This is a genomic window from Nocardia crassostreae (assembly GCF_001613405.1).
GTDB lineage: Bacteria > Actinomycetota > Actinomycetes > Mycobacteriales > Mycobacteriaceae > Nocardia > Nocardia crassostreae.
In genome coordinates, this window is the sequence record NZ_BDCH01000017.1 from 89154 (window position 1) to 103835 (window position 14682).

The 14682-nt window shown below is 69.0% G+C and carries 5 protein-coding genes; 4 read left to right on the forward strand and 1 reads right to left on the reverse strand.

From position 1 onward, the window contains the following. Positions 1 to 138: 138 nt before the first annotated feature. Genes NC4_RS16950 through NC4_RS16965 form a run of 4 tightly spaced genes read left to right on the forward strand, consistent with a single transcriptional unit; the run spans position 139 to position 13702 of the window. Positions 139 to 9537: a type I polyketide synthase gene (locus tag NC4_RS16950; protein ID WP_067539030.1), complete on the forward strand. Its 9399-nt coding sequence runs from the start codon at positions 139 to 141 to the stop codon at positions 9535 to 9537. An 18-nt stretch (positions 9538 to 9555) separates the two neighbouring features. Beyond that, positions 9556 to 10335 (forward strand): GNAT family N-acetyltransferase, encoded by a 780-nt coding sequence (locus NC4_RS16955; RefSeq protein ID WP_084529239.1) that lies wholly within the window; start codon positions 9556 to 9558, stop codon positions 10333 to 10335. After that, on the forward strand, positions 10332 to 12593 hold the full coding sequence (locus NC4_RS16960) for a thioester reductase domain-containing protein (RefSeq protein WP_067539032.1): 2262 nt from the start codon (positions 10332 to 10334) through the stop codon (positions 12591 to 12593). Before NC4_RS16955 ends, NC4_RS16960 begins: the two co-directional genes overlap by 4 nt. Beyond that, on the forward strand, positions 12590 to 13702 hold the full coding sequence (locus tag NC4_RS16965; RefSeq protein WP_245721738.1) for an alpha/beta hydrolase: 1113 nt from the start codon (positions 12590 to 12592) through the stop codon (positions 13700 to 13702). Before NC4_RS16960 ends, NC4_RS16965 begins: the two co-directional genes overlap by 4 nt. On the opposite strand, the gene NC4_RS16970 is transcribed toward NC4_RS16965, so the two are convergent. Then, a complete protein-coding gene (locus tag NC4_RS16970) occupies positions 13650 to 14651 on the reverse strand; it encodes a Gfo/Idh/MocA family protein (protein ID WP_067539034.1) in 1002 nt (333 codons plus the stop codon). The two genes, NC4_RS16965 and NC4_RS16970, sit on opposite strands and share 53 nt — an antisense overlap. Positions 14652 to 14682: the final 31 nt, after the last annotated feature.

The window sequence follows — 14682 nt, forward strand, 5'->3', positions numbered from 1 at the left end:
CGGACGCCGTGCGCGAGGTGGTAAAGATGGCTATGTTGTGGTCGCCGCTCGATCACAACACGCCGTCTGTACTTCCTCGCCCGGCAGGGTAGCGAGGACCGGCCGAATCTCGAATTTCACTGGTAGAGGATGTAGTTCGTGCTCAATACTTTCGTCGCAACGCTGTTCTCCCAGGTCGACAACCGGCCCACCGATCTGGTGTACCGCTTCCTGGACAGCGGTGACGTCGATGGTGTCGTGCGCGAACTGTCCTACGCCGATCTGGGAATTCGAGTGCGGGCCGTGGCCGCCGCATTGCAGGATTCCCAGCCGCAGCGGGCGCTGCTGCTGTACCCTGCGGGCCCGGAGTTCGCCGAGGCATTCCTGGGCTGTCTCGCGGCGGGCGTGATCGCCGTGCCCGCTCCCCTGCCCGAATGGGACAATCGCTCATTGCGCCGATTGCGGCGGATGGTGGCGCACGGCGAGGTCGAGGTCGTGCTCGCACCCCAGCGGGTGGTGGCGGATGCGGCCGCATTGTGCGCGGAGATTCCCGAATTGGCGGCCGTGCCGTGGCTGGCCACCGACCGCATTGCCGATGCCGAGGGATCGCGCTGGCGGGAACCGGATCTCGGCCCGGATGCGGTGGCGTTCATCCAGTACACCTCCGGTTCCACCAGCGCCCCGCGCGGCGTCCTGCTCACCCACGAGAATCTGCTGCACAATCAGGCCGCCATTGCCGACGGGCTCGGGCACGATCGCGCGTTCGCGGACTCCTGGGACGGCGCGCTGTTCGCCAGCTGGCTGCCGATGTACCACGATATGGGACTCATCGCCCCGCTGCTGCACACCATCTATCTCGGCGCCAATTCCGTACTCATGTCGCCGCTGCACTTCCTGCAGCGCCCGGAGCGCTGGTTGCGGGCGATCTCGACCTTCCGCGCCCACACCAGCGGCGGCCCCAACTTCGCCTATGAGCTGTGCGCGCGCAAGATCACCCCGGAGCAGCTCGACCGGCTCGATCTGAGCCGGTGGCGGGTGGCGTTCAACGGCTCCGAGCCGGTGCGCGCCGCGACGGTGCGCAAGTTCGCGGATACCTTCGCCCCGGCCGGATTCCGCGCCAAGACCCAGCAGCCGGTGTACGGCCTGGCCGAGGCCACCCTGATCGTGAGCGCCTCCGACACGGCGACGACGCCCACCATCCGCGAGATCGCCGGGACGGATACCCGCCGCGAACTGGTGGGCGTCGGCAGGGCGGTCGAGGGCATCTCGTTCGAAATCGTCGATCCGGAGCGCGGCATCGCACGCACCGACGGGGAGGAAGGCGAAATCTGGGTCGCCGGAAAGAGTGTCGCCGCCGGGTATTTCCGGGACGAGGAGGCCACCGCCGAGGTGTTCGGCGCCACGCTGCCCGGCGACGAGCGCCGGTTCCTGCGCACGGGTGATCTCGGAATCCGCTCCGCCGGTGAGCTTTTCATTACCGGCAGGCATAAGGACCTGTTGATCGTGGACGGCCGCAATCACTACCCGCAGGATATCGAGGCGACCGTCGAGGCCGCGCACGCCGCTGTCCGGCCCGGGTGTATCGCGGCCTTTTCCGTCGAGATCGGCTCCGCCGGTGAGCAACCTGTGGTGGTGGCCGAGGTGCGCGGTGAGGATCCGGCTGAACTCGCCGATATCGAGGCCGCGGTGCGGGGCGCGGTCTCGACCGAGCACGGGCTCACGCTCGCGACGGTGCTGCTCATCCGGCCGGGCACCATATTCAAGACCAGTAGCGGGAAGATCCAGCGTTCGGCGTGCCGGGCGGCATATCAGTCCGGTGAGCTGCTCGCATTGACGGCGGGTCCGCTGCGGTCGCAGGAGGACGAGCTGTTCGACGTCGAAACGGACACCGCAGGTGCGGAACTCGCCGAGACCGGGCCGTCGGCGGAGGCGATCCGATCCTGGCTGGTGCTGGAGATCGCGCGACAGGCCGCGCTGGATCCGGAACGCATCGACGTGAACCTGCCGCTGGTCGAATTCGGTTTGGGTTCACACGATCTGGTCGATTTGGTCATCGAGCTGTCGGACTTCGTCGGCAGTTACGTCGATACCAATATGTTCTTCGACCATCCGACGATCGCCGGTGTGGCCGCAGCGCTCGCGCCCGCCGAGCCGATCGCGCCGCAGGCCGAGCCTCCGGCAGCGGAGGCAGCGGAGCCAGCGGAGAGCGGCGATACCGCGAATCCCCTCGGCGACAATGCCGATGACGACGCGATCGCCATCCTGTCGATGTCCTGCCGCTTCCCGGGCGCCGCGGACTCCCCCGAGGCGCTGTGGCGACTGCTGGACGGCAATGACGACGCGCTCGGCGAGGTTCCCGCCGGTCGCTGGGATATCGACGGACTCTACGACCCGGATACCACCGCGACCGGTAAGGCGTACACCTTCCGCGGCGGATACGTCGACGGCATAGACCATTTCGACGCCGCGTTCTTCGGCATCGGACCGCGCGAGGCCGCCGTCATGGATCCGCAGCAGCGCATGATGCTGCAACTCGCTTGGGAGGCCATCGAGCGGTCGGGGCGCGATCCACGGACCCTGCACGGCAGTGCGACCGGCGTGTACCTCGGCGTCTACGGCACCGGCTATCTGGCCGCTCCCGCGCCGGAGCAGCTGAACGGTCAAGTCGGGACGGGACTTTCGCCGAGTGTGGCGTCCGGCCGGATCAGCTACACGCTCGGGCTGCACGGCCCGGCGGTCACCCTGGATACCGCGTGCTCCTCGTCGATCGTCGCCATGCACTCGGCCATGGCCGCACTGCGGGCGGGCGAATGCGATCTCGCACTGGCCGGTGGGGCCACGCTGCTCATGTCGCCGATCGCGCATATCGAACTGCGCAAGCTGGGCGTGCTGTCGCCGACGGGACGCTGCGCGCCGTTTTCGGCCGATGCGGACGGGACGGTGTGGGCCGAAGGGGCCGGGCTGGTGCTGCTGAAGCGGCTCGGCGACGCCCGGCGCAACGGGGATCGGGTGCTCGCGATCATTCGCGGGTCCGCGGTCAATCAGGACGGCCGCAGCCAGGGGTTGAGTGCGCCCAATGGCGCTGCCCAGGAACAGGTGCTGCGCTCGGCGCTGCGGGTCTCCGGGCTGGCGCCGCACGATATCGACTATGTCGAGGCGCACGGCACCGGCACCGCGCTCGGCGATCCGATCGAGGCGCGAGCCTTGGCGCGGGTCTTCGGACCGGATCGGGATCCGGCTCGGCCGCTCGGCATCGGATCGCTGAAATCCAATGTCGGGCATACGCAGGCGGCCGCGGGCGTGGGCAGTGTCATCAAACTCGTTCTCGCCGTGCAGCACGAGCGCATTCCGGCGACCTTGAATGCGAGTGTGCCGTCGTCTCAGGTCGATTGGGAGCGCAGCGGCATGGCGGTGGCGGCCGAACCGCTGCCCTGGCGGCGGGGTTCCCGGCCGCGGCGCGCCGGGGTGAGCGCCTTCGGGCTCAGCGGCACCAATGCGCATCTGATCCTCGAAGAAGCGCCGATCGAGTCCGACGCGCTGCCGACAACTCCGTCGGATTCGGATACTGTTGCGCTGCTGCCGCTTTCGGTGCGCAGTCAGGTATCTCTGCACGGCCAGGCCGAGCGGCTGCTGGACCTGGTGACCGCCGACCCGGCCTTGGAGCCGGGACCGGTATCGCGGGCACTGGCGTTGCAGCGCAACCAGTTCGAGCACCGTACCGTCGTGGTGGCTGCCGACCGGGACGAAATGGTCTCCGCCCTGCGTGATCTGGTGGACGGCAGGTCCTCGGAGAATGTCGTCGCCGGTGCGGGCGCGGTGCTCACCAATGCCAAGACCACGTTCGTCTTCCCCGGCCAGGGCATGCAATGGGTCGGCATGGGGCGCGATCTGCTCGCCGCCTCCGAGAAGTTCCGCGCCGAATTCGAGCAGTGCGACAAGGCTTTCGGCGCGCACACCGGCTGGTCGCTGATGGACCGGTTGAACACCATGACCGCCGCCGATCTCGGCGATTTTCCCGTCGTCCAGCCATTGCTGTTCGCCACCATGGCCGCGCTGGCGGCCACCTGGCGCGCGGCGGGCGTGGTCCCGGATGCGGTGATCGTCCACAGCCAGGGCGAGGTCGCCGCGGCGTACTGCGCCGGAGCCATCGAATTGAGTGACGCGGCACGGATTGTCGTGACCCGCAGTCGGCTCATGCAAGGCGTTACCGAACCCGGAGCGATGGCCATCGTCGGCCTGCCCGAGGCCGAGGTGACCGAGCGATTGGCGGGCTTCGACGGCCGCGTGTCGATCGCGGCGGTCAATGTGCGGCGGTCGACCGTCGTCACGGGCGAGCAGGCCGCGGTGGAAGAACTGCTGGCCGAACTGGACCGTTCGGGGATCTACACCCGCCTCGGCGCGGCGGGCGCCGGGTACGGCGGTCACTCCCGATTGATCGACCCCATCCGCGAGCCGCTGCTCGCCGAGCTGGCCGATCTGACAGCGGGTTCTCCTGCCACACAGTGGTATTCGACCGTGACGGGCGAGCCGGTGACCGGCGCGCTGATCGACCCCGCCTACTGGTACCGGAACGCACGCGAACCCGTGCGATTCGCCGCCACCATCGAGCGCATGATCGCGGACGGCTTCCGGTACTTCGTCGAAATGGGCGCACACCCCTCCCTGACCGCCGCCGTCAAGACCGTGTCGGAGGAGCTCTCCCGCGAGGTCGTCGCCGTCGGCTCGCTGGTGCGCGACCAGGACGGCCCGACCAGCCTGGCCAGGGCGCGAGCCGAACTCCATGTCGCGGGCCACGACCTCGACTGGACCGCCCTGGTCCCCGAATCCGGCCGCGTCGACCTGCCCACCTACGCCTTCGACGAACGCCGCTTCTGGACCGAACGCCTCAACCGCGACACCACCGCCCTCGGACTCGACGATGCAACCCACCCCATCCTGGGTGCGGTTGTACCGCAGCCGGATTCCGATGGCGTCACCCTGACCGGCCGGATATCGCACCGGCTGCAACCCTGGCTGGCTGATCACGCGGGACCCGCCACGGTCCTGCTCCCCGGCTCGGCACTGGTCGAGATGGCCGTCCGCGCCGGTGACGAAGTGGACAGTCCCGTGCTGCGGGAGTTGGTATTGCGCGCCCCACTGGTCGTCCCTCCGCGCGGAGCGGTCCAGATCCAGACCGTGGTCGGTGGCGCCGATCCGGATAGCCGCCGCACGGTCCGGATCCACGCCCGCGATGAGAACGACCCGGACGCCCGCTGGACCCTGCACGCCGACGGCGTTCTGGCCGAGGAATCCGAAGCTCCTCTGCCACAGCTCGATTCGCACGAAGTTGCACAGACCGAACCCGCTCCGTGGCCACCAGCCGATGCGCCATGGCCGCCCGCGGATGCGGCCCGAGTCGACGTCGATGCCTTGTACGCCGAACTGTTCGCACGCGGCCACCAGTACGGCCCGATCTTCCGCGCGATGCGTTCGGCGTGGCGACGCGATGAGGACATCTTCGCCGAAGTCGAGCTCCCCGAATCCGCACAGGCCGAGGCCGCACAGTTCGGCATCCATCCGGCTTTGCTGGATGCCGCCCTGCATGCCACCGCTCTGTTCGCGGACAACGGTGCGCACGCTCTGCTGCCGTTCGTGTGGACCGATGTGGCACTGTGGGCCTCCGGCGCCACCGCATTGCGCGTCCGTCTCACCAAGTCCGGCGCGGACACCGTCACCATGTCCGCCACCGACCGAACCGGCCGCCCGGTCGTCTCGGTGGGTTCGGTCCTGCTGCGACCGGTCGCCGCCGCTCAGTGGGATGCGGCCGCCCTCGCGCCCGCCTATCGCCGCCTGTTCCGGATGGAGTGGTCGCGGCTCGCGCTCACCGCACCGGATCGAACGCTCACCGTGCGCGACTGGGACTCCCCCGACGCGGCCACCGCCGACACGCTCATTCTGACCGTGCCCCAAGGCGATTCGCCGGACCAGGTGCACACGGCCGCCCAGCACGTCCTGTCGGCGCTGCAAACGATCCTCGGCGACAGCCGATTCGACACAAAGCAACTGGTCGTCCGCACGCGTCACGCGGTAGCCGTCATGGCCCATGCGGAGGTTCCCGATCCGGTGGGTGCGGTTGTGTGGGGACTGGTGCGGTCGGCGCAGTCGGAGAATCCGGGGCGGATCGTGTTGATCGACACGGCCGATGAGGGCGTGGATGTCGCCACGCTGCTCGCCGGTGGGGAGCGGCAGGTGGCCGTCCGGGACGGGGTGGCGTTCGTGCCGCGGCTGACTCGGCTGATGGAGGCCACGGAGCGGCCGCTCGAAGGACGGGTGTCGCTCGGGGACGGCGCGGTGCTGATTACCGGTGCGCCGGGACGGTTGGGATCGGCGCTGGCTCGGCATATGGCCGGGGCGTATGGCGTGCGGGATCTGGTGCTGGTCAGTCGGCGTGGGATCGACGGCCCGGGTGGGGTCGCGCTGCGCGAGGAACTGGAGAGCCAGGGAGTGCGGGTGCGGTTCGCGGCCTGCGATATCACCGATCGGGCGGCGCTGGCGAAGTTGCTCGAGGGGTTGCCGCTGGCGGGTGTGGTGCATGCGGCGACCGTGCTCGAAGACAGCACCCTGGGGGCCATGACGCCGGGACAGCTGGAGCGGGTGCTGCGGCCGAAGGTTGATGCGGCGCGGTATCTGCACGAGCTGACGGTGGATCGGGAGCTGTCGTTCTTCGTGATGTTCTCGGCGGCGGGCGGGTTGTTCGGGACGCCGGGGCAGGCCAATTACGCGGCGGCGAATGCCTATCTCGGTGCGCTGGCATTGCGGCGGCGGGCGATGGGGTTGCCTGCCCAGGCGCTGGCCTGGGGTGCGTGGGAAGTCGATATGCACGATCACTACGCACTGGCCGATATTCGGCGGATCGAGCGGGCGGGTGTCCGGACGTTCTCGGTGCCGCAGGGTATGGCATGTTTCGATGCGGCGCTGCGGGTCGGGGATCCGATTATTGTTCCGCTGCTGCTGGATACCGAGGTGCTGCGGCGGTCGGCGGGGATTCCGCCGCTCTTGCGCGGGCTGGTGCGGCGGGCGCATCGTCGTGCGGTGGCGGATGCGGCGACCGTCGATGCGGCGGCGGGATCGCGGTTCGCCGAACAGCTTCGGCGGGTGCCGCGGGCGGAGGCGGTCGCCTTGGCGATAGCGGCCGTGGCCGACTGGACCGGGCAGGTGCTCGGGCACGGCGGGGCCGAAAAGGTCTCGGCGGAGGAGACTTTCCAGAGTCTAGGCCTGGACTCGCTGATGGCGATCGAACTGCGCAACAAGGTGCGCGAGCACACGGGTATCTCGGTGCCGCTGGGCACCATCCTGGCCGAGCGGAATCTGGCCGAACTCGCCGACTACCTGGTCGGAGAAGTCCTGCAGCAGAACGCATCCGGTGATCGGACGGTCGAGGTCGCCGAGGTGCCCGAGATCGAGGTGCTGCCGGTCACCCGGGACATGATGCGGCTGTTGCGGACCGAACAGCTCGGCATACCCAGCGCCGCGCAGACCGGCGGCGTCGCGGTGCGGCTGACCGCGCCGGTCACTCGGCCGCAGCTGGCGCAGGCGCTGGCTCGGCTGGCGGGGCGACATGCGGCGCTGCGCACCACCATTCGACCCAGCGAGGAACACGGGCGGCAGTTGGAGGTGCATCGCGAGCCCGGCGAGTTGGCCGGGTGGCGCGAACTGGAGCGCCTCGATGACGCGGTGGTGCAGGAGCGCTTCCGCGAACTGATGGCGCGGCCGTTCGACCTGGAGACCGGGCCGCTGTGGCGATTCGAGCTCCTGCTTGCCGAATCCGCCGATCCGGTACTGCTTTTCGGCGCGCATCACAGCATGAGCGATGTGCAGTCCATGCTGCTCGTGGCGGGTGAGCTCGCGGCGGAGCTGTCCGGGGTGCGGCTCGGCGATGTCGTGAGCAACCGGGATATGCACCAGTTGCTGGCCGCGCAGCAGAGCAAGCGCGACAATGCCGATAGCGTGGTCGCGCAGTGGCGTGAGAGCTTCGCGGGGGCCCGCAGGCTCGAATTGACCTTGGCGCGACCGCGTCCGGCGCATCGCAGCTACGGTGCGGGAGCGATTGCCCTCGATATGCCCGCCGGACTGCACGATCGGGTCGCCGACCGTGGCCGCGAACTCGGCCTCACCCCGGCCGCCATCTTCCTCGGCGCTCTGAGACTGCATCTGGCACGCAGGCAGCAGGTCGATCGCTTCGCGGTGGCGGTTCCGGTGGACACCCGCATGCATGCCGATGCGACCGATGCGGTCGGCTATTTCTGTGTGCCCGTGCCGTTCCCGGCGACGGTCACCGCCGATGATCTCGTCACCGACGTGCTCCGCCGCACCGGCGAGCGGCTGCGAAATCTGCTCGCCCCGGGCGCGGGCTTCGCAGATGTGCTGGCCGCGCTGGCCACCGCGGACCTGCGCCGCGACAACGCGCCGTTGATCGAGGTGTACTTCAACTACCTGCGCGCCAACTCCGCCGTCGCGGCGGCCGAAATCGTTCCGGTGAGCACGGGCTACTCCGATCTCGACCTCATGGTGGCGGTGCTGCCGGATACCGGCCAGGTGTGGTTCACCTACAACAGCGACATCATCGACGCGCGGACCTGCGCCGAATTCGGTGCGGAGTACCTGGATACGGTCGCGGCGGTCATCGGGGATCCGAGCGCACCGGCTCGGCCGGAAATCGGCGGGCAGGCACGCGCTGTCGAGCAGCCTGCGGCTATCCCTGCTGTGCAGCAGTCCGTTTCGGGGGTCCGGGCCGCACTGGGTGCGACCTTCGCCCTGGGCAGATTGCCCGAGCTGCTGGTGGCGGCGTCGGCGGACACCACCGCTATCACCGTCGCGGAAGCGCCCTACCACCACGTCCTGGCCGGACTGCGCGATCCTTCCGGCGTCTTCGCGCAGTCCTCGACAACGCTCGGCATCGTGCTGCTGCGGGCGGCGGATCTGGAACGGTTCGGCCCGATCACCGACGACCAGCTCACGGAGTTCGGCACCGAATACTCCGCTGCCGTGCGCGATCTCGCCGAGCGGACCCGAAAGCGCGTCATCGTCGGCATCCTGCCCTCGGCCGAACCGCAGGAACGGCTGCTCGCCTGGGAGCGGCTCGTCATCGCACAGCTGCACGAGATTCCCGGTGTCGCGGTCGTGGATTCGAACGAGTGGCTGCGAGATCACCCGGTCAGCACTCCCTTCGACGACCGGACCGAGATCCTGGCACACCTGCCCTTCTCCCCCGAATTCCAAGCCGCCGTGGCATTGACCCTGGTCGACATCGTCGCGGCCGTCACCGAACCCGCGCCCAAGGTGATCGCCGTCGACGGCGACGACACCCTGTGGAGCGGCACGGCGGGTGAGATCGGATCCGCCGCCGTGACATTCGATGGGCCGCGGCTGGCGCTGGCCGCGCGGCTCGCGCAGTGGCGAGCGGCGGGCACGTTGCTGGTTCTGGTGACCAACAATGACGCTGACATTGTCGAAGCCATCCTGGATCGACCCGAAAGCCCGCTGCACCGAGCTGATTTCGCCGCCGTCTCCGCGGGCTGAGGCAACAAGCCACAGCGGCTGGAAGATATCGCACAGACCCTGCGGCTCGGCCTCGACTCCTTCTGCTATCTCGACGACAACCCCGTCGAAGTGGCGCGCATGCGCGCACAACTACCCGAAGTGCTGTCGGTGACCTGTCCCCCAGCCCCGGAGCTGGAATCCTTCCTCACTCGCCTGTGGCCCATGACGCCGAGGGCGGCGACGGCCGAGGACCGCACGCGAGCCGACTTCTACCAGCAGGAAAACCTGCGCGACCAGGCCCGCGCCACCGCCGAATTCACCGATTTCCTGGCCCAGCTGAACCTCGAGGTCGACATCGCCCCACTGGCCGACGCCACCCTCGAGCGCGCCGCACAACTCGTCCGCAGAACCAATCAGTTCACCCTCGCCGCCGTCACCACCGACGATCTCGATCGCTGGCGCGAGGATGGCGAGGTCTGGACCGCGACCGCCCGCGACCGCTTCGGCGACTACGGCCTGATCTCGGTCCTCGCCCTGCGCCCCGACAACCACACCCTGTGGATCCAAGGCTGGCAACTCAGCTGCCGCGCCCTCGGCCGCGGCATCGAGGAACACCTGCTCACCTGGGCGGCGGATCGAGCCGACAGCCTCGGCTGCACGACAATCCGCATATCGGTCGATCACACCGCCCGCAACGAACCGGCCCGCAAGCTGGCCGCCCGCCTCCTCGGCACACCCACCACCGACCAGCCCCTGGACGTCACGGTGACACCGGATCGCCCACGGCAGTTCCGCTCCTGGGAAACCCACCCCGACCGCGCGGAGGCCGCCGAATGACCGCCCAGGACGAACGCCCACCGGTCCGCAACCCGGCCATCGACCGCCGCACACGCGCAGAGAACCTCGAACGCGGCTCCGCGGCAATGGATGTCGCCGCTCTCCTTGCACGCACCGGCCCCACAGCCCCGGTGAAATCCATCCCGCCCGCCGAAGAGCCCCGGCCCACAACACAAATGGGACAGAGCTGGGACATCGAAATGTTGGCCGCGGCGATCACCGAGGTGGCGAATCGGTTCAGTGTGACGCCGATGGATGCCGATACGGACTTCTTCGATGCGGGCGGGACCTCGCTGGCGGCGGTGGAATTGCTCGCGACGCTGGGGCGTGAGCTCGGTGTCGAACCCGATCTCGACACGGTGTTCTTCGATGCGCGGCCGCGGCGGTTGGCCGGTCGGTGGCTGGCCGACCATCCCGAGCTCGCGCGATCGCGGACCGACGGGCAATCCGACACCGATGATCTCGCGCAGATGTTCGCCGATCTCGCGGGTGCGGATCGGCTGCCGATTGTGGCGGGGGCGGAGTGGGTTGCGCCGCAGCGGATTCTACTGACCGGGGCGACGGGGTTTCTGGGGAGTCATTTGTTGCTGGATCTGTTGCGGCACAGTCGGGCTCATGTGGTGTGCCTGGTGCGCGCCGAGGATTATCAGGATGCGGCGCGACGGCTGGAGAGCGCTGTCCGAGGGTACGGGCAGCCGTGGTCTCGGGAGGTGTTGCGGCGGGTGACGCCGCTGGCGGGGGATCTGCGACTGCCGCGGCTCGGGCTGTCGGAGGAGCGGTGGGAGGCGCTGGCGGCCGAGGTTGATTCGATCGTCAATTCGGGTGCCGCGGTGGATTTTCTGCGTGGTTATCCGTCACTGCGGAAGACGAATGTGCTGGGGCCGTTGACGTTGGCGGAGTTGGCGTGCACCGGCAGAACCAAACCGGTGCATCATATTTCGTCGCTGGCGGTGCTCAACGGGTCGGATGCGGAGGTGCTGGGTGAGGACGAGCCGACGGCCAATGTCGCGGCGCTGCCCATCGGGTACGACCGGTCCAAGTGGGCCGCGGAGGCGGTGCTGCGGCGGGCCGGTGAGCACGGGGTGGTGGTGACCGTGCTGCGGGCGGGCGGGATCGGGGGTCATCCGGAGACCGGGGCGCACAATCCGCGGGATCTCAATGCCGGAATCACGGCGGCGCTCATGCGATTTCGGACCGTGCCGGGGTTCCGGTATCTCAATGCGGCGCCGGTCGATTGGGTGAGCCGGGTGGCGGCGGAGATCGTCGGGACGCCGAGTGCGTGGGGGCACACCTATCACCTCACGGGAGCGCCGACCTCGCTCGAGCAGATCGTCGCCGAAACCACGCTGGGCGGGCTGGGGATTCGGGTGCAGCACTGGGAACAGTGGTGCGAGGACGTGGTGCGGGCGATCAAGGACGGTCCGGTGCCGGAACTGGAATCGCTGGCGCAGGTCTTGCAGAGCCCGGTGGCGCGGCGGCAGCTGGCGGCCATGGTGACCGCGCCGCCCGCGACCTCCGCGCGCACGGATGCCTTCGTGGCCGCGCGGGGGCTGCCCGCGCCCACGGCGTCCGGGGTGGCGGCACGCGGGAAGATGATCGCGACCCTGGCGGGGACGGGATCTCGGGCAGGGCAGGATCCCTATCTGCGGTTCTACGAAACGCTCAGCGGCACAGTGGGTCCGGTCGGCGAAGCGGCCGATGTCCCCTGCGATCTGCGGCTGGCTCTCTCGGTCGCGAGCTCCGCCCAGGTATTCGGCGCACGGACGCTGGACGTGAGCGGCGAACTCGTGTGCGCCCGATTGCACGACGAACCGCTCACCGTCGAGGGCACGGCGATCGTGCGACCTCACGACGGTATTCCGCTGCGCCACGAACTGCGGCATCCGATCATGCATTACCAACTGACACTGCGTGATTCGTCCGGCGGCGCCTGGTGGCTGGAGGGCTACAAGTTCGCGGCGGCACAGCGGCGGCTGGTGCGCCAGCTCGGCACCCAGGTGATCGAGATCGGGCGCACCGGGGAGCCCGCGGCATTCCGCGGCGAGGTCGCGGTCCCCCTGCACACCTATCTGCCCGACCAGATCGACGGCATCGAGATCGATCCGCACCTGCCCGAACGGCAGCGGCGGCTGGCGAAACTGCTGTGGCTCAGCTGGTTCGGCGGCCAGCTCGGCAAGAGCCTGCTGGAGCCCATGCTGCGGGTGGGCACCGATCTGCTGGATCTGCGCCGTGCCATGCGTAAGGAGCACCGCCGGTGACCGACATCCGTTCGAACAACGCCGAACTCGCGGCCGGAGAGGCGATGTCCTTCCGCACCGCCGACGGCGTCGACCTGCTGCTACGCCGCGTCGGCCCGGCCGACGCCCCCGCGGTGCTGCTGGTGCACGGGCACGGGGTGTCCTCGGAAATGTTCGCGCTCCCCGAGATTCGCAATGTGACCGAGGTGCTGGCCGATGCGGGCTATCAGTCGTGGCTGCTCGACTGGCGCGGCAGTTCCCGGCTGCCGCACAACGAGTCCGGGCGGCCCTACACCTTCGACGATGTCGCCCTCTACGACCTGCCCGCGGCCGTTGCCGAGATCCGGGCGCGGATCGGGGAGCAACCGCTGTTCGTCGTGGCACACTGCATCGGCGCGCTGGCCCTGTCGCTGAGCCTGACGGGTGGACTGCTCCCCGGCGTGGCGGGCGTGGTCGCGCAGGGCATCTTCCTCACCCCGAAGGTGAGCACCGCCGCGCGCCTACGGGTGTTGGTGGGCAGCGAACTCATGGGCTCCCGCGTCACCCATATCGAATCCGACTTCCGCAAGGTCAGCCTGTGGTCCAAACGGACCCTGCTCTACGCCGCGCTGTCCCGCAAGGGCGACTGCCCGGACCCAACCTGCCGCATGGTCCACCACGGCTGGGGCATGGGCGCCAAGCTCTTCGAACACGATCACCTGGACACCCGCACCCACGACCGGCTGGCCGAACTGTTCGGCCCCATCCCGCTGTCGGTGCTGCCGCATCTGCGCCAGATGGAACTGGCGCACGCCGTCCTGCGCTGGAATGTCGACGACGAGCGCTATCACGCACTCCCCGAGAACGCCCTCGACCAGGCCGATCGCATCGACTGCCCGGTACTGCTGCTGTCCGGCAGCCGCAACGAGGCGTGGCTGGATTCCAACCGGCTGTGCCACGAGGTGCTGTCGGCGCGCAATCCGGGGAATCGATGTGCGCTACACCGAAATCCCGTCCTACGGCCACCTCGACACATTCATCGGCCGCGGCGCGGCGCTGGACGTCTTCGGCCACATCGTCGATTTCCTAGGCGAGCTGTCAGCTCGGCAGGCGTAGGGGCAGGCCCGCGGCGTGGTAGACGGCATCGATGACGGTCATGGTGTGCACGGCGTCCTCCGGCCCGGTGGCCACCGGCTCACCGTGCAGCACCGCACCGGCGAAGGCATCGAGTTGATAGTCGTAGGACGGCCGCTTGCCGAACCGCTCCGTCCGTGTGCCACGGTCGGTGCGGACTCGCAGGGCGTGCCCCAGATGCGGCAGCACCGGATTGAACAGGCGCATCCGGCCGCGTTCGCCGATCACGGTGGCGCTCACGCGCAGCACATCTGACGACCACATGGAGCATCGAATGCCGCCGGTGTGCCCGGCGGGGAACCGCAATTCCGCCGTCATGGCGCGATCGATGCTCGGATCACGCAGCTTCGCCTGCGCCGCAACCACTTCCGGCGTCTCGCCGCCGAGCGTGCGGGCCAGGTGCACGGCATAGCAGCCCGCATCCATGAGCGCGCCGCCCGCGAGGTCGTAGTCGTAGCGGATATCGGAGAACTTGGGCAGCGGGAAGCAGAAGGCGGCCTCCACGCGCAGCAGCTTCCCCAACTCGCCCGAGGCGACGACCTTCTCGGCCGCCGCCATGAGCGGGTGGTAGCGGTAGTGGAACGCCTCCATCACCACCCGATCGGAATCGCCCGCCAGCGCGGCGATCTCGCGCGCCTCCTCGGCATTGGCGGTGAACGGCTTCTCGCACAGCACATGCTTCCCGACCCGCACGGCGGCGGCGGTCCAGCGGCCGTGCAGCCCATTGGGCAGCGGGATGTACACCGCGTCGAGATCCGGATCGTCGATCAGCGCCGCATAGCTGCCGTGCACCCGCGCGATACCGTGCTTGTGCGCGAACCGCCCGGCCCGCACCCCATCCCGGGCCGCGACCGCCGCCACGGTAACTCCCGGATTCCGCCCGGCCGGTTGAATCACGGCGGCGGGCGCGATGCGGGCCGCACCGAGAATCCCGATACGAAGCCCGGCGCACATGTCTTCGGTCATCAGCCGACATTAACAAGATTACGAACGGAGT

Excerpts from the sequence above, each read along its gene's own strand:
- NC4_RS16960 (WP_067539032.1), top strand. The coding sequence starts at position 10,332 with ATGACCGCCCAGGACGAACGCCCACCGGTCCGCAACCCGGCCATCGAC.
- NC4_RS16970 (WP_067539034.1), bottom strand. The coding sequence starts at position 14,651 with ATGACCGAAGACATGTGCGCCGGGCTTCGTATCGGGATTCTCGGTGCG.